General features: G+C 50.5%; 15 protein-coding genes. 9 read left to right on the forward strand and 6 right to left on the reverse strand.

What is annotated here, in order from left to right:
- Position 1 precedes the first annotated feature (1 nt).
- From guaD to AC6R0R_RS14865, 4 genes are all read left to right on the forward strand, one after another.
- Complete coding sequence (gene guaD / locus AC6R0R_RS14850; protein WP_500627241.1) at positions 2-1,369, forward strand: guanine deaminase; 1,368 nt, start codon at positions 2-4, stop codon at positions 1,367-1,369.
- On the forward strand, positions 1,315-2,616 hold the full coding sequence (locus AC6R0R_RS14855) for a urate hydroxylase PuuD (RefSeq protein ID WP_500627242.1): 1,302 nt from the start codon (positions 1,315-1,317) through the stop codon (positions 2,614-2,616). Before guaD ends, AC6R0R_RS14855 begins: the two co-directional genes overlap by 55 nt.
- 127 nt (positions 2,617-2,743) lie before the next feature.
- Positions 2,744-3,004, forward strand: coding sequence for an EF-hand domain-containing protein (locus AC6R0R_RS14860; protein ID WP_500627243.1), 261 nt, complete (start codon positions 2,744-2,746; stop codon positions 3,002-3,004).
- A 117-nt stretch (positions 3,005-3,121) separates the two neighbouring features.
- Positions 3,122-3,400, forward strand: a complete 279-nt coding sequence (locus AC6R0R_RS14865) for a putative quinol monooxygenase (protein WP_500627244.1) — start codon at positions 3,122-3,124, stop codon at positions 3,398-3,400.
- 10 nt (positions 3,401-3,410) lie between these two features.
- On the opposite strand, the gene AC6R0R_RS14870 is transcribed toward AC6R0R_RS14865, so the two are convergent.
- The 5 genes from AC6R0R_RS14870 to AC6R0R_RS14890 are packed head-to-tail and all read right to left on the reverse strand — an operon-like array spanning position 3,411 to position 9,723.
- Positions 3,411-4,676, reverse strand: a complete 1,266-nt coding sequence (locus AC6R0R_RS14870) for an allantoate amidohydrolase (RefSeq protein ID WP_500627245.1) — start codon at positions 4,674-4,676, stop codon at positions 3,411-3,413.
- A 9-nt stretch (positions 4,677-4,685) separates the two neighbouring features.
- Complete coding sequence (locus AC6R0R_RS14875) at positions 4,686-5,936, reverse strand: pyridoxal-phosphate-dependent aminotransferase family protein (protein ID WP_500627246.1); 1,251 nt, start codon at positions 5,934-5,936, stop codon at positions 4,686-4,688.
- Positions 5,936-7,504 carry a gamma-glutamyltransferase family protein gene (locus AC6R0R_RS14880; protein ID WP_500627247.1) on the reverse strand — a complete coding sequence of 523 codons (1,569 nt, stop codon included), beginning with the start codon at positions 7,502-7,504 and terminating at the stop codon, positions 5,936-5,938. The genes AC6R0R_RS14875 and AC6R0R_RS14880 overlap by 1 nt, the downstream gene beginning before the upstream one ends.
- Complete coding sequence (locus AC6R0R_RS14885) at positions 7,467-8,690, reverse strand: amidase (RefSeq protein WP_500627248.1); 1,224 nt, start codon at positions 8,688-8,690, stop codon at positions 7,467-7,469. The genes AC6R0R_RS14880 and AC6R0R_RS14885 overlap by 38 nt, the downstream gene beginning before the upstream one ends.
- A 34-nt stretch (positions 8,691-8,724) precedes the next feature.
- Positions 8,725-9,723 carry a bile acid:sodium symporter family protein gene (locus tag AC6R0R_RS14890; protein ID WP_500627249.1) on the reverse strand — a complete coding sequence of 333 codons (999 nt, stop codon included), beginning with the start codon at positions 9,721-9,723 and terminating at the stop codon, positions 8,725-8,727.
- 269 nt (positions 9,724-9,992) lie between these two features.
- Between AC6R0R_RS14890 and AC6R0R_RS14895 the strand changes: the two genes are divergently transcribed.
- The 4 genes from AC6R0R_RS14895 to AC6R0R_RS14910 all read left to right on the forward strand — a co-directional run bounded on the left by AC6R0R_RS14895 (position 9,993) and on the right by AC6R0R_RS14910 (position 13,958).
- Positions 9,993-10,667, forward strand: coding sequence for a GntR family transcriptional regulator (locus AC6R0R_RS14895; RefSeq protein ID WP_500627250.1), 675 nt, complete (start codon positions 9,993-9,995; stop codon positions 10,665-10,667).
- 9 nt (positions 10,668-10,676) lie between these two features.
- Positions 10,677-11,408, forward strand: coding sequence for an aspartate/glutamate racemase family protein (locus tag AC6R0R_RS14900; RefSeq protein WP_500627251.1), 732 nt, complete (start codon positions 10,677-10,679; stop codon positions 11,406-11,408).
- Positions 11,409-11,426: 18 nt separating this feature from the next.
- Positions 11,427-12,356: an allantoinase PuuE gene (gene puuE, locus AC6R0R_RS14905; RefSeq protein WP_500627252.1), complete on the forward strand. Its 930-nt coding sequence runs from the start codon at positions 11,427-11,429 to the stop codon at positions 12,354-12,356.
- Positions 12,357-12,581: 225 nt separating this feature from the next.
- Positions 12,582-13,958 (forward strand): nucleobase:cation symporter-2 family protein, encoded by a 1,377-nt coding sequence (locus AC6R0R_RS14910; RefSeq protein ID WP_500627253.1) that lies wholly within the window; start codon positions 12,582-12,584, stop codon positions 13,956-13,958.
- A gap of 113 nt (positions 13,959-14,071) precedes the next feature.
- Here the strand turns inward: AC6R0R_RS14910 and AC6R0R_RS14915 are convergent, their stop codons facing one another.
- Entirely contained in the window at positions 14,072-16,870 is a 2,799-nt protein-coding gene (locus AC6R0R_RS14915; RefSeq protein ID WP_500627254.1) for an EAL domain-containing protein, read from the reverse strand.
- 256 nt (positions 16,871-17,126) lie between these two features.
- Here AC6R0R_RS14915 and AC6R0R_RS14920 point away from each other — a divergent pair, with 256 nt between their 5' ends.
- Complete coding sequence (locus AC6R0R_RS14920) at positions 17,127-17,312, forward strand: hypothetical protein (RefSeq protein ID WP_500627255.1); 186 nt, start codon at positions 17,127-17,129, stop codon at positions 17,310-17,312.
- Positions 17,313-17,420 lie beyond the last annotated feature (108 nt).

Genomic DNA, 17,420 nt, shown 5'->3' on the forward strand with positions numbered 1-17,420 from the left:
CATGGCTAAACAGATTCACCGTGGCAGCTTGTTGCACTTTCCAACAGCGACATCTGAGCCCCAAAAGCACTATGAGTATTGGCGCGATGGCGTATTGGTCATCGAAGAGGGCAAAATCGTTCATGTGGGTGATGCCAACACCTTCTTCGCCCACTCTGCCAACCAAGAGCTTCTCACACAGGGACGAGTCAAGGTTCACTCCGGTTTATTGATTCCTGGCATGATTGACTCTCATGTTCATTTCCCTCAGATTGAGATCATCGCCAGTTATGGAAAACAGCTGTTAGATTGGCTCAACACCTACACCTTTCCCACTGAGCTTCGTTTTAGCGATGCCCATTACGCCAAGCAGCAAGCCGACTTTTTTCTGCAACAGTTGTTTGCCCACGGCACCACCACAGCCGGTGTCTATGCCACAGTGCATCCGCAGTCGGTCAACGCTTTTTTCAGCGCCGCGCAAGACTACGATGCGCGCATGGTCTGTGGCAAGGTGATGATGGACCGATTCTGTCCTGACGCACTGCAAGACACGCCTGAGAGCAGCTATCGTGATAGCAAAGCCTTGATTGAGCGCTGGCACAAAAATGGCCGTGCTCTTTATGCCATCACGCCGCGTTTTGCGCCGACCAGCACACCGGAGCAGTTAGCGAAGGCGGGACAACTGGCCAATGAGCACCCAGATACCTTCATTCAAACTCATTTAAGCGAAAACATTAACGAAGTCGCTTGGGTTCAATCACTTTACCCAGACGACAGCGATTACCTTAGCGTCTATGAGCGCAACCATTTGGTTCGCGATAGAGCCCTATTTGGTCACGCGATTCATCTTAGTGAGCGGGAACAACACGCGCTGGCGAGCAGTGGCGCGTCAATCTCATTTTGTCCTTCATCGAACCTGTTTTTGGGCAGCGGTTTGTTTCCCTATCAGCAAGCAAAAGAGGCAGGTATTCCCATCTCGATTGCCAGTGATGTCGGCGGCGGAACCAGTTTGAGCTTGCTTAAAAACCAAAGTGACGCCTACAAAATCTGTCAATTACAAGGCATCAGTCTCGATGCGTTTGAATCCTTATATTTGTGTACCCAAGGCGCCGCCGTCGCGATGGGGCTGGATCACTGTATTGGCAACTTCAATGTCGGCACGGAAGCCGATTTTGTTGAGTTAGATCTCAACGCGTTTCCCATGCTCAAGCAGCGTACAGCGCGCTGTCAGGATTTGAATGAGCAACTCTTCGCCCTTGTCACCTTAGGTGATGAGCGTGTCATCGAACGCACTTATGTTCACGGAAATTTAGTTTATCAAAAGGATGTATCAGTATGTGGCCACAACTCTACGAATGGTTTGCGCTCTTTATCAAATGGTTTCATGTAATCTGTGGGGTGGCCTGGATTGGCGCCAGTTTCTATTTCACTTGGCTCGACAATAGCCTAGAAAATCCACCGCAATGGAAGAAAGATAAAGGTATCAAAGGCGACTTATGGGCCGTGCATGGTGGCGGTTTTTACGAAGTAGCAAAATACCAAGTTGGACCTCAAAGCATGCCGACCAACTTGCACTGGTTTAAATGGGAAGCCTACACGACATGGATCACTGGCACCGCGTTAATGATTTGGATGTACTATTTTAACGCCGCCGCCTACCTCATTGATCCCAGAGTCATGAGTTTAACTAGCCTCCAAGCCGTAAGTTTGGGCTTGGGTGGCATTGCACTCGGCGTTGTCGTCTATGAAGCATTGATGCGCTCACCCCTCTCGCGTCACGCTGGGCTATTTTGCGGCGCACTTATCGCGCTTGGTGCGCTATTCTTCTATGGCTTTACCCACGTCTTTAGTGGTCGGGGTGCCTTTATCCATATGGGCGCATTAATGGGTACCATCATGGTCAACAACGTGTTCCATAAAATCATTCCCGGCCAGCGTAAAATGGTGGCGCAAGTTGCGGCGGGTGAAGCGGTCGATCCGGCTCCCGGACTGGAGGGAAAACGCCGCTCTATCCATAATAACTACTTCACCCTGCCCGTGATTTTTCTCATGATCAGTAATCACTACCCGATGATCTACCAACACTCGCTGAGTTGGTTAGTGGGGATGCTGATTTTGGTGATCAGCGCGTATTTACGCCATTACTTTAACCTTAAGCATGCGGGCAAATCGAAGCCAAGCGTACTCATTTCAAGCTCGATAGCCATGCTGCTTCTCGCGGTTTTCGTCAGTTGGGGATCCGTTCAAGCGAATAAAGCCTCGCGCGCAACGGCAACCGCAAGCAGTGTGGCCACGCAAACGACCACTTCTCAGGACTCAGCCCTGCATCAACAGAGCGCGTCGGAAGGAGACACTTCCGGCCTTGCTGATGATATCAATCGTACTCACTATATCGAAATAGCGACGCAGATCATTGAGCAGCGCTGCACTCAATGTCACAGCGCCACACCGACTGACGATGTGTTCACCGTCGCACCTAGTGGCGCAATCTTCGACTCTTGGCAAGATATTGAGCGCTGGAGCCCGCGGATTCTAGCGCGTACGGTCGAGTCGACCGATATGCCCTTTCTCAACAAAACCAATATGACAGACCAAGAACGTCAGCAACTTAAAGAGGCCCTTAGTCACAGCCATTAATCTTTTCCCCCTCCCGCCAGTTCACACTGGTGGGAGCGTCAAATGTAAGAAAATGTAAAGCCACGAACCAAATCCCACTCAAAGGCTCCAATGCTGTGTGTCAATCATTGTTAACAAGGAAAATACGATGAAAACTCTCACCATTGGTACCGCGCTACTCGGCGCTCTGTTAATCACCACCGCTTGTGCAAATGACGGGGATCGCAAGGGCCCGCCGCCAAGTTTTAGCGATATCGATTCAAATAGCGATGGCTACATCACCACTGATGAAGCCAAAGGGCCGTTAGCCCGTGATTTTAGCTCTATTGATGCCGATGGCGATGGAAAAGTCACCGAGGCGGAACTCTCGCAATTTATGAGTGAGCACCGTCCACCGGCTCGCGACTAACGAATTTAACGCCCACTTAAGACGCGCTCTTAGTGGGCGTTTTTTTAATCGCTATCATCCCTATGATTTCACCTATGGGCACGGTATGCTGAAGGCACTTTCTACCAAGGACGCACAATGAACAAAGTCACACTCTCCGGCCATATCATTATTCCCTTCAAAGATCGTAATATCGTACTGGCCGAACTGGAGACACACTGTAGACTCACTCGAAATGAGCCGGGCTGCCTGTGCTTTGAGGTCACGCAAAATCCTGACGACACCCATCGATTTGATGTGTATGAAGAGTTTGTCGATCATGAAGCATTTCTGCAGCATCAACGACGAGTGCAAGAGTCACAGTGGGGAAAAGTGACTCAGAATGTCGCAAGATATTACGACATCACTGAATCCTAGTTAGAGGGCGTTAAGGCGACTTTGCCTTGAGGTTCATTGAATCAATCATGCCTATCAAGCACTCCAGTGCCACCGCGACATCGTCTTGATTCACTTGTTCTTTAGGATGGTGGCTAATGCCTTTCTCACAGCGGACAAACAACATCGCGATGCCGGTCACGTTCGCCATCACCATGGCATCATGGCCTGCGCCACTCGGTAAACAGCGCGCCGTTTGACCGGTCACCGACTCAACGACTGAGGCCCATTGCTGCTGCAAGGCGGCATCACACAGGACCGCTTTCGCTTGATATATCTTGTCACTGTCGAAATGTAGGCGACGTTTTTTCGCAATCAAGTTCAACTCGTTGATGACGACCTCACAACACGCCTCAAGCGTCGGCTGATTGAGCGAGCGAATGTCCAGAGTAAACTCAACTGCACCTGGGATCACGTTCACCGCACCCGGTGCGACGGATAGTTTACCCACCGTCGCGACAATCTCTTGCTCTCTGGCAAAACGTTCAATAAAACTCACCATTTCAGCCGCGCCGCACAGCGCATCCTGACGCAAATCTATCGGCACTGTGCCTGCGTGTCCCGCCATGCCCTCTACCTTGCAGGTAAAACGTTTTGCCCCGGCAATACCGGTCACGATGCCAACGGGCAATGACTCCGCTTCTAGCACTGGGCCTTGCTCAATATGCACTTCCAAGTAGGCAAGCAGATCGTTACGCGCATCATTTCCTGCGAGACTCGGTGCCAGTCCAAACTGACGCATGGCGTCTGCCATGGTCATACCATCGGCATCCGCGATATCGAGCCAGTTGGGATCAAACTGCCCTGCAACACTACTCGATCCAATGAGCGTGGTGTTAAAACGCATCCCTTCTTCGTCTGCAAATGCCACCACATCGATGTGGAACGGAAAGCGGCACTCTTTCAGTTGCGACAGTGCTTCAATCGCGAGAATAATACCGAGGTTGCCATCGTATTTACCTGCATTTCTGACCGTGTCACTGTGAGAGCCCAGCACCAATGCTTTCGCCTCAGGGTCGCCGCCTACTTTGCGCCCCCACTGGTTGCCTACACTGTCTTGCCAGGTTTCTAGTCCCGCATCGCGCATCCATTTCGCGATCAGATCGTGGGCACTTCGATGCTCTTTGGTCAGGTATCCGCGTGTCAGCGCACCCCGTTCCTCGCTGCACTGAGCGAGTTGGTCGGCTTGAACCATAATGCGCTCAGCGCCGATGCTCATCGCTTGGTGCCTCTTATCATCCACTGTATCTACACTCATGGCTGCTCCTTATTGATAATGCGACATAGCCGCCAGAACTGCCTGACCGGGAATGATGTCCGCTTGGTGTTTGATCAGTACCGCTTCCAGCGCCGCCAAGGTGGTCAATACGCACTCTTGTCTCGCGTTGAACCCCATAGTACCGATGCGCCAGATCTTGCCATGCAGTGGGCCAAACGAGGTACCAATCTCGATACCAAACCGGTGCAGCAGCTCAAGACGCACCGCATCGCCATCGACCGTACCCGCCGCTTTTTTAACACTCGGTATTGCCACACCGACCACGTTATTCATTTTGTAATTTTGATTGCCAAATAGCTCTAGCCCCATCGCGCGAAGCCCCGATGCCATCGCATCTCCCGCTTGCTTGTGACGGGCAATAACCTGCTCTGGGCCCTCTTCAAGGAACAGCCTTGCACACTCGCGAGCGGCATAAAGCATGCTGGTGGCTTCAGTATGGTGGTTAAGGCGCTCTGGCCCCCAATAATCCATCACCATGGCTAAATCAAAGTAGTTCGATTGGATTGGTGCTTCTTCACCATCAACGTGGTGAGCGGCACGAATGCCCGCTTCAACGTGTTTACGACTATTGATTAGCGCAGCGCAACGCTCGCTCAGCGTAATCGGCGCTGAGCCCGAAGGCCCGCCTAAACATTTCTGCAGCCCTGCTGACACCGCATCGAGATGCCAATCATCGACATACAATTCATTACCGGCAATCGACGCAGTGGCATCACAATAGAACAGCACACCATAGCGCTGACACAGCTCGCCCATTTCAGCCAACGGTTGGTTCATAGTCGTGGAGGTGTCTCCTTGAACAGTGGCGAGCAATGTTGGCTGAAAGGTTTTGATCGCCTGTTCAATTTGCTCTGGCGCGCACACTTCACCCCACTCAACATCGATGGTTTTCACCACAGCGCCAACCCGCGTAGCAATTTCGCACAATAAGTGACCAAAGCGGCCAATGACGGGGATCAGCACTTTGTCGCCCGGTTTTAACACCGACACTAACACCGCTTCAATCCCCGCGCGCGCAGTGCCATCCACGAGCATCGTCTGCGGGTTTTGGGTGTGAAAAACGCCGCGATAGAGTGACTGTACTTGGTTCATGTAACCGGTCATCACAGGGTCATACTGACCAATCAGTGACTGAGCGATGGCCTGATGCACGCGAGGATAAGCGTTGATTGGCCCCGGCCCCATCAAAAGGCGTTGCGGTGGGTTAAGTGTTTCAAATAGCTCATTGGCCTGTGACATTATTGTTCTCCTACAAAACTTTGGCCATCGCTACGCGGATCGCTACTGGCGATGGCTCTTCCTTGTTCATCCAGCACAATGGCGCCAGCATGGCCCATCAGCTCGTTATTATCGTCGACGGTGGTGACGTCGTGACCGAGCGCCACCAACTCAGCGCCGCAGCGTTGGTTAAGTGAGCGCTCTAAGCGTAAGTTGTGTGTCGCATCACCCCAAGTGCGCCCCAACAGCCAGCGAGGCTCTGAGATCGCCTTATCCAAGGGATAAGATTGATAGTGGTAGCGGCTAAATAGGCACGCTTGCGTTTGGGGCTGACCTTCACCGCCCATCGTACCGTAGCTCATTCTGCGGCCATCACTGAGCTCAGCATAAGCAGGGTTGAGGGTATGGAAAGGCTTCTTGTTGGGTGCCAATACATTGTGATGTTGCGCATCCAGAGAAAAACTCTTGGAGCGGATATTCCATAACACTCCGGTCTTTGGCAGCACAACACCGGACCCAAACTCCCAGTAAATGCTTTGAATAAAGCTGACCATGGTGCCGTATTGATCACTGGCCCCCATCCAGATCGTATCGCCGGGTTTGGCTTGGTGAGGCCAAGCTAGGGCGCGGTTAGGATTCACGGCAGCAGTACATTTAGCCACCTCGTCGTCACTGAGCCAATGCTGCAAAGGCTCGCGCAATGACGCCTCATCACACACCTCTCGATCACGAATCAGAAACGCTTGTTTAGTGGCTTCAACAAGGCAGTGAATGTGCTCCACTTCGGTCTGAGCGTTGACCGCTAAACGATCGTAGATAGCCAAAATCAGCAGTGACGCCACCCCTTGGGTCGGTGCACCAAAGTTATACAGTGTGGCTTTGGAGGTCGTGACATGCAGTGGCTGCATCACTTTAGCGCGAAATTGATGAAAATCTTCAAGACGGATTGGGCTACCCATCGCGGCTAGATCATCAGCCATCGACTGCGCCAAATCACCGCGATAGAAATCTTCTAGTCCTTTTTCTGCCAGCATCGATAGAGTATCGGCCAGCGCCGGATTGCAGATACGATCGCCGACCTTGAGCGTCTCACCTTGATTGAGATAAATATCGGCAAACCCGTCTAGCGAAGCCAGTCGCTGATAGGTTTTTTCACTGGCATTGACCAAGCTCTGCGTCGCGGTGATCCCGTCGCGCGCGGCATCGATCGCGGGGGTAAGTAATCTATCCAGTGTCATATTGCCATGATCATACTCAAGCGCTGCTTGCCAACCTGCGACCGTGCCCGCCATCGTGATGGCCGAAAGCGCACCATGATCGGGCAATTCATCACCCAGTGCTCGGTAGGCGTTAACATCCACCTGCGCCGCCGCATCGCCGCTACCATCAATCGCGACTGGGGTTTGGCCTTGTTTCGCAATCAACCAAAATCCATCCCCTCCGATGCTATTCATATGGGGGTATTGCACTGAGATCATCGCAGCGGCAGCAACCATCGCTTCACTAGCCGTGCCACCGGCGTCTAAAATCGCTTGGCCAACTTCGGCGGCTTTATGATGTGGGGCGGTAAACGCGGTTTGATGCTTCATCGGCCACTCCTTGGCTCGTGTCTAGGTTGAGTTGCATGGCAGTCTGGATAAGGGCACGTTCACTGTGCGCACTGCCAAGAAACGAAAGTCCGCACGGCATCGCTGCTGCGGCGTTAGGGAGATGCAATTGCGGTAAGCCAGAGAGCCCAGCAAGACTCGTGAGACCCATAAGCTGGCTGCGATAAACGGCCAATTCATTAGCTGGCATGGTCAGTTTCGGCGCTCCGGCGGGCGTGGTTGGCAGTAGCCACCATAACGCATGCTCTTCCATATGCTGCACTAACGCCTGTTTGAATCGCTGTTGCTCATCACAAGCCGCTGTATACTCTGACTCGGTCAAGGTTCTTGCCCACTCGACGCGCGTTGCAATCGCCGGGTCCAAGCTCTCTCCATAGCGTGCTAACCACTCACCGTGTTGGCGAATGATCTCGAAACCTTGCAGGGTACGAAACAGGTGACTTAACCGATCGAGCGTCCATCCCGCACGCGCAAGATAGTCACCTTGTTGAATCTTTACACCCGATGCTTTGAGGCGCGTTAACTGCTCGGTGTGATCGGCACTCATAAGAGCACGGCACTGCTCATCAAGATAGAAGGACCGTTGGTAATGCAATACACCGTGGTCAGCCGACAAACTCGTCCACACTCGCTCCATCATCGCCAAATCTCTGGTGAAAATACCGGCAGTGTCAAAGCGAGCCGCCAGTTCAAAGCAGTGTTTAAGACTCAACGCACCATGCGTCGGCCTCAACCCATACAGCCCACAATAACTGGCTGGGACACGTACTGAACCGCCGGTATCCGTACCGATTGAAAAATCGCAATCGCCACTTGCTACCGCCACCGCACTGCCGCTCGATGACCCACCTGGAATCGCGTCAGGCGCTTTGGGGTTCACTGGCGTGCCGTAATGGATATTTTGACCGTTTAAGCTGTACGCCAGCTCATCGGTCTGAACTCGCCCAACACACTCTGCACCACTCTCAAGCAAAGTGGTAATGAGCAGCGATGTCTGGCTAGCAACATCATGAGTGGCTAACCACTGTGGATTGCCTGCCCCCGTTCGGTAGCCTTTTACATCAAACAGATCTTTAAAGACAAAACGAGTGCCACTCAGTCGGCCTTCTTTTGTCGGCGCCAAAGTGTGTGGCCCTTGCGCGCAATAAATTCGAGTATCCTTACTCATCATCTTTCCTTAATGGTTGCACCGATTAGCGCGCTTAAAGCGCGGCGGCTTTTACCCCTTCGCTCTGCTTGGCGTAACGGTTAGCCAGCACGGCGCAATAGAAAATCTGGATTGGGTGATACAACATGATCGGCAGTAGCAACATACCGAGCGTTGGGTCGGTTCCAAAAATGACTTTCGCCATCGGGATCCCGGCCGCTAATGTCTTTTTGGTGCCACAGAATACCGCCGCCACTTCATCAGGAAGATCGAAACCGGCTTTTCTTGCTCCCCACTGAATGGAGTGGACCATCACCAACAAAATCACCACACACAGCGCAATCGCCGTCAACAGCAACCCCGCAGAGAACTCACTCCAGATACCGTTAATAACAGAATCACAAAAGGCGTTGTAAACGATCAAAAGAATCACATACTTATCGACTTTATTGACCACCGCTTTGTGTTTCTCCGTCCAAGCCAGCAGGTAAGGACGAAGGAGCTGGCCTAAAATCATCGGAACCAAAAGTAACTTAGCGATCGACAACACGGAGTCGAGCAGATTGAGTGACACCCCTTCAAAGCCCATAAAGAGCTGAATCAAAGCTGGGGTGATCACCACACCAATAATGCTCGATAGCGACGCGTTAAAGATCGCCCCCGGCACGTTTCCCTTACCGACACTCGTCATCGCAACCGATGACGAAATGGTGCTCGGCAGAACCAAGAGATAACAAAACCCAAACGCCAGAGCCGCTGGCATGGTTGCGATAAAGAGATCGCCAAACACTACCCATAAAATTGGGTAGGCCACAAACGTCGCCACCTGGATGTAAATATGCAGACGCCAATTGGTCAACCCCGCTTTAATCGCTTGTGGCGATAACCCTAGACCATGAAGAAAGAAGACAATGGCAACCCCCATCGCCGTCAATTGGTCCAAGTGAATCGGCCCGCCGGAGCGTCCAATCTCAGCCGTGATCGTCGCAAGCGCTATCGCGACCACCATGCCGACCAAAAACCACTCTTTCTTAAGTTTTGCTAATAGATTCATTTTGTTTGTTGAGCTCTCAATCAAAGTTAAATAATCATTGTATACAATCATCAATACAAAGATTGTGCCACAATTAAATGACAGCAGAGGTACACCTAACCACATATTACTCAGCCCTCATTGCACTCAAAGTAAGCATTTATGCTTTATAAAGGTGCAAATCGGGCCGATTTATCACTCGATTGCGTACCTGATTGAGTTTTGAAGGGATCACAACATGGTATACATATTGCTACCTTGAATTGTATACAAATAAATAGAGAGTCATCATGTCGAACGACGAAAAAATTTATCAAAAGATGCTCAAAGCCATTGTTGAGCATCAGCTTCCGCCCGGTGAGCGTTTACCCGAAGACAAGTTATCGGAAGCGTTTGGGGTGAGCCGTACCGGGATACGCAAAGTGCTACAGCGCCTCGCGATTGAACGTTTTGTCGTGATTCAGCCGAATAAAGGCGCACAGGTCAGTCGTCCGAGTCGTCAAGAGGCGGAAGAAGTATTGGATAGCCGCATTACATTAGAACCTCTGTTGCTCGGTGAGATTTCGGACAATTGGGATCTCAAAGTGTCGCAACGCTTTCGCGATATGGTGGCGCAAGAGAAGCAAGCCGAACAAGACGGCGATTTAGCCCGTTCCATTCAATTGACGGCGAAGTTTCATTATGAGCTTGCTCATATGGGCAACAACTCGGTCTTGGCTGAGTTTATCGAGCAGTTGTGCTATCGCTCATCCTTGGTTATCGCCGCCTACGGTACCAGAGAGAGCGTGAGTTGTGATTGTGGCGATCATCTTGAGCTGATTGATTTGCTCGACACCCATCAAGTCGACAAGGCGCAGCAGTGGATGCGACACCATTTGATCCATATTAAGCAATCGATTTCATTAACAGGTAAAAAAGATGCCCACGTTGATTTCACTCAGTTGTTTGCCAACATGGACTCGTAAAGGTGTGCTATGAAAATCCAACTGATTAACCCAAACACCAGCGTTACCATGACAGATAAAATTGCCCAATCGGCTTTGACTGTCGCGCTGCCCTCCAGCGACATCCTCGCTCGCTGTCCTGAGCACGGCCCTGAAAGCATTGAATGTGCGTTGGATGAAACCATCGCCTCTGCGGCCTTACTCGATCTTATCGCTGACGGGGAGAAAAAAGGCGTCGATGCGCATATCATTGCGTGCTTTGGCGATCCCGCGCTTGATGCTGCGCGCGAAATAGCGCAAGCGCCTGTCATCGGCATCGCAGGAGCAGCTTTTCAAATCGCCAGTTTGGTCTCGCATCGATTTGGTGTGGTCACCACCCTCACTCGCACCGTCCCCACCGCCCACCATCTGTTGCAGCGCTACGGCTACGCGCATCTCTGTACCGGTGTGCGCGCAACCGACATTCCCGTGCTTGCCTTGGAATCCGTGCATACCTCGCTGTATGAACAGTTGCGCCAAGAATGCCGGCAAGCGCTTTCGCAAGATGGGGCTGAAGCCATCGTATTGGGCTGTGCGGGCATGTCAGATCTTGCGGCGGAACTGAGTCAAGATCTCCAAGTTCCAGTGATTGATGGCGTCACTGCCGCGGTCAAGCTTGCGGAGTCTTTGTACAGCTTACAACTTAACACGGCCAAGTGCGGTCATTATGGCGCTCCGATAGGTAAAACCTTTCACGGCCGCTATCAGCACTGGAGTCAATAAAAAATTTAAGGGATACAAATGGATATGGATAATCCAAGAAATTATACAGGTTATGGACGCGATAACGTCCCTGATGCTAAGTGGCCAAATGGGGCAAAGATTGCGCTGCAATTTGTCTTGAACTACGAAGAAGGCGGCGAAAACTGCGTATTGCATGGCGACACACATTCGGAAACCTTCTTATCCGAAATCGCTGGCGCGAGCGCTTACCCTGATAGACACATGAGTATGGAATCCTTGTACGAATACGGCTCTCGGGTCGGCGTGTGGCGAATTCTCGATGAGTTCAAAGCGCGAGGTCTTCATCTCACCGCCTTTGCAGTAGCGACAGCCTTGCAAAGAAACCCAGATGTGGCCAACGCATTACTCGATGATGGCCATGAAATTGCCTGTCACGGTTTGAAATGGATTCACTATCAAGACGCACCGATTGAGAAAGAGCGTGAGGATATGGTGCAAGCGCTCCAAATCATAGAGACGCTCACAGGAAAAAAACCGATCGGCTGGTACACAGGACGTGACTCCCCCAATACGCGCGCCCTCGTGGCCGAGCATAGCCACCTCCTCTACGATTCTGACTATTATGGGGATGACCTGCCGTTTTGGACGCAAGTACCCGATGCACAAAAGCCCGGACAAACGCGGCCTCATCTGATTGTGCCGTACACGCTGGATACCAATGACATGCGATTTGCCTCCCCTTATGGATTCAGTCATGGGGAAGAGTTTTATCAATACCTCAAGGACAACTTCGATTGCCTCTATCAAGAAGGGCAAAGCAAACCGAAAATGATGTCAATTGGCCTGCATTGTCGCATCATAGGCAAACCTAGTCGCTTTATGGCACTGAAAAAGTTTCTCGACTACGTGCAATCCCATTCGGGTGTGTGGATCGCCACGCGAGAGCAAATCGCCCGTCACTGGATAGAGCATCATCCGCCAACCTAATTTCTGTTTTGCCGCTGCGGTGCCTTCCTACCCGGCGGTTTTTTCTTTCTCTACCCCCAAAACGGGTCAACTGCACCAACGCTATGCAACTTAGAGAATTCGCCTATTGACCATTCTGACATAAGTCACTGTATTTGTTAACTTATCGCTCTAATTTATGAATGGCACAATGGTTGCTAACTTGATCAATACAATGTCAACAATATTGTATACAAGGAAGTCAACATGTCTCACAAGGAAAACAGTGACCTGATTTATGCACTGGAAGATCGCCCCGCAACGGGTCAAGCGCTCTATGCAGGTCTGCAACACGTACTGGCGAGTTTCGTCGGTATTATTACTCCAACGCTCATCATTGGTGGTGTGCTCGGCCTTGGCCAGCATATTCCCTATCTCATTAGTATGGCGCTGATTGTTTCGGGTGTCGGTACCTTTATTCAGGCTCGCCGTATCGGGCCGATTGGCGCTGGCATGATCTGTGTCCAAGGGACCAGCTTTGCGTTTCTTAGCTCCGTACTCGCGGCCGGGTTCATTGCTAAATCTCAAGGGGGTGGCCCAGAAGAGATTCTCGCGATGATCTTCGGTGTCTGTTTTGTCGGTGCGTTTATTGAAATTGCGTTATCTCAGTTCATCGACAAACTGCAACGTATCATTACTCCTGTGGTCACAGGGATCGTCGTCACCACTATCGGCATCTCATTGATTAAAGTCGGCATGACAGATTTAGCCGGTGGCGTCAAAGCGCCCAACTTTGGCGATTGGCATAACTTAGTGCTCGGCGCACTGGTTCTTGTCACTATCATTGCGCTTAACCGTTCAAAAAACCTGATGGTGCGTTTATCGTCCATATTGGTGGGTATGGTGGTCGGTTATCTCGCCGCCGCGTCGATGGGTATGGTCAATTTCGACAATGCCTTTAATCAGCCGCTACTTAGCATCCCTCAACCGTTCAAATACGGCTTCGATTTCGATTGGTATGCCTTTATTCCCGTTGCCGTTATCTACGCGATTACCGCGATAGAATCGACAGGTGACATTACCGCCAATTGCATGATCACCAAACAACCGGTCTCCGGTGAAGGCTATTTGAAGCGCATTAAAGCAGGGATTCTCGGGGATGGGGTCAACTCCATGCTGGCGGCGATTTTCAACACCTTCCCGAACACCACCTTTAGCCAAAACAATAGCGTCATTCACTTAACTGGTATCGCCAGTCGTTACGTGGGTTATTTTGTGGCACTGATTTTGGTGGTGCTAGGCCTGTTCCCCATCATTGGTGGCGTGTTAACCACCATACCGAAACCCGTCATCGGCGGCGCAACGCTGGTCATGTTTGGCACGGTGGCAGCGGCTGGGATTAAAATCATCGCGCGCGAGAAATTGGATCGTCGCAACTTGATGATTTTGGCTGTCTCGTTTGGCTTTGGTCTCGGTGTCATGCTCGTGCCAGACATCTTGGGCCAAATGCCTAAACTGGTGCAAAGCGTGTTCGGCTCTCCCGTCACAACCAGCGGTATTGCGGCGATCATTATGACGTTGGTCCTCCCTACTCAGCCAAAGGCGGAAGCTACGCCCTCTACCGACGCTGAATCGGTCGCTTAACGACACTTTAACTAAAAACGCCCGCCTCTTTTTCAGAGGCGGGCGTTTTTAGTGGTGTCAATGCTGATTCATCGAGCACTGGCACTTATGCAGTGGTACTTATGCAGTGGAATTCAAGCACTGGAAAGATTAGCCGGTTGCGCTTTTACTCGCGCGATAAAGGCATTCTCTGTCACTGGTTTTGAAATCAAATAGCCTTGAATGTAATCAAAACCCACCTCATTCAAGCGCTTCAACTCTTGCACTGTTTCGACCCCTTCAACAATCGGGGTGATGTGCAGTGCATTACAAAACACCAAAATTCCTTTCAGTATCCCGATGTCCACTTCACGTAGCCCGTGGCGCACAAAACTTTGGTCAACTTTTAGGGTATCGACCGGCAAACGCTGTAAATAGGTCAATGACGAATAGCCAGTGCCGAAATCATCTATCGAGAAACGAATACCCAACAAACGGCACTTCTTAATCATGTTCGACACGTGATTCAAATCTTCAAGCGCGTGCGTCTCTAGGATCTCGATTTCAAGCAAACCTTGTTTGATGTTTGGGTAACGCGCCAGTTTGTCTTGTAGTATCTCAAACAGGTCGGTTTGACTGAAATATTCGTGGCTGAGGTTGATACTCAAGTTAAGCGCTAAGCCTGCCTCACACCAGGCATCTAGCGTCTCCATCGCGCGCTCAATCACCCAATCATCGATCTGTTTAAAGAGGCCTAAACGATGCACTTCTGGCAAGAACATATTGGGGGTTAAAAAACCTTTGACCGGATGATTCCAGCGAATAAGGGCTTCAGCGCCGACGATTGTCTTCTGCTTAGAGCTGGCTTTGGGTTGGAAGTAGAGCTCCAATTCATTGCGGTGCATCGCGCCGATCACCTCAGTGATGAACTCATTATCGGACGCTTTTTGATCCTGACTATTATCAAGGCATACCGCTTGGTTCCCACCTCGCATTTTCGCTTCATAGGATGACAGTTCCGCACGGCGCAAAAGCTGCTCCGGCTCGGTCACCCCTTCCGCTGGGTAGAGTGAGATCCCGACACTGACACTTAGCGGTATCGTATTACCTAAAATGTTGACCGTTTCTGGCAACTGGCGCTGAATGTCTCGGATGGTTTGGCTAGCGTGCGTCTCGCCATAGACGACCAAATAAAATTCATCGCCCCCCAATCGCAGAGCTTGACCGGCCTCGCCCACCAGACGCTTCAATTTATCCAACACGATGTCAATACAGTGATCCCCAGCAGTGTGGCCATAGGTCTCGTTGATGTAGCGGAAATTATCAATATCAAAAAAGCCCACCGCAGTTTGACCGCCGACAAACTCGCTTTTGGACATCACATCCGTCAAATAGGTAAAGAGTTTGACGCGATTCCCCAAGCCGTTGGTCGGATCTTGATAAGCAATCTGCTCGATGATGCGCTCTTGTGTTTTACTTCGAGTGATGTCGATGGATGAACCACAGATGGCGTAGATGTCGCCCTTGTCATTCATCAAGGGGACTTTACGCGTATGCACGATCATCTTCTTGCCGACATCTTCATGCCAATAGGTTTCTTCACTGCTGTAGGGCTTTTTCGAATTGACCACTAACTGATCGACGCTTGAAATACGCGTTGCGACGTTTTCATCAAATAAGTCATAGTCGTCTTTGCCGAGCACCTCGTCTTCGTCCAAAGAGAGGTTTTGACACATTTTTTTATTCGCAAACAGATATCTACCATGCTCATCCTTGAGGTAGATGTAGGAGTCTAAGCTGTTCAATATCGACTTTAATTTGTCTTCATCTTGCTCTGCGGTGCGCTTTTTCACCCATGCAAGCAGCGCCAAGGTCGTTAAGATGATGAATACCAAGCCAAACAGCGTCATGACTTCGACATAGTAGCGACTTAATATCGGCTCGGGTTTGCCCAATATGTGGCTGCCTGAGGGTAAATCGCGCTCTTTAATACCAAAACGTTTGAGCTGAGCATAATCAAACAGCGCCTTAGTAGGCGGCTGAACCACCATGTCCTCTTCAATAAAATAGCCGCGATGAAAATATCGGTGAGCAAGCTCTCCCGCCAGTACCGCATGAGCGCGGTGATCCACCACTAGTCCACCCAGTAACCCTTGACCAATACCGTGTTGATAAGGATGGACGATCGGCGCAGTGGTAGCATCAGTGATAAGGTGCACCGACTCATCAAAAGAGAGGGCCACGTTGTTCTTGTCTCGATAAGCCGAAATCAGCAGGACCACACTGTTGTGTGCATCAATCGACGCCATGTCCTCTATCAATTCGCCCCAAGCAAGCGTCGCTAAATCGAGTGTCTTCCAATTAAAATCAGGGTAGTCTACGATAGTGCGAGACAGTTTCTCAAAGTCGGCGCGCCCTGTGGTTGTGCCATCGACTAACAGATGAATGTTCTCAACATGGGGCATCGCCTCTTGAATAAACTGTATATTTTCATCAAATGATACAGCTTCAATCACGCCTGATACCTGCTTGTCTCCTTTGAGAGATAAGGCAAGCTCGACATTGTTGACCCCCAAAAACACAATCGGCAGATCACGAAACAGCCCTTGCCGCTCAGAGAGTGCAAATCTTAGCGCATTGTCGTCCACTGTGATCACCATGTCGTATTTCTGGCTGTTGAGGAATTGGTAGGAGATCGCTCTTTTATAATTGGCGACACTGACGACATCATAAACGAGTTTACTGTGCATATAAGAGACATCGAGAAGGACTGAATCTCGGTCTAACACTTCGTTTAAGCCATAAGAGATATCGGCGTAGGTAGGAAAGTTGGGATCGTAGGATTTGATCACTAGAATGCGAACATGGCCTATATCACTAGCTAAACTTTTCAGTGAGACCACTAGGCACATCAGTACACACCAGCAAGTAAAGCGTCCAAGGCCTAGATTCATCCATTACTCCAGTTTTGCGCGTTGTCCTTTATCATCCGTCACTCAGCATTTAATGTTTAGCGTGTTTCATTTTTGCAATGAATCTACGCAATTTATGCGATTTCCTCAATAAATGAATAGCCTATAACCTTCATTTTCGCAACGCAAGTGGCGCGAGTCTGCCACATTTCCCCTAAGCTTGAGCCAGGTCATTTTTTCTGTAGAAAATCCAAGTTAGGTTGAAAATTGTAACAACAACCAAACAGGGACGAAACATATGGAACTCAAAAAAGATCCTCGCTGCTATACAGACGTTTGTGTCGACGGTCGTTGGTTTCACCACGATCACTGCACGACTCGAGTCTACATGCTTAAGGGGGGCGCAGAATGCGAGCTGGAGCTTGCAAAAACACCCTCTACCGAAGATGAGCTTGTGCACTTAATTACTCAACAACAAAGTTAGTTTTTAGAAGTCCTCTCACTCTTTGGTTTAGTCGTTTAAGTCAACTTTTCTGTCACATTGATGAGATAAAAGCGACACGTTTTGTTCATAAATCCTCCTTAGACTAGG

It is taken from the genome of Vibrio sp. R12-SW3-ISO1 (assembly GCF_059834005.1).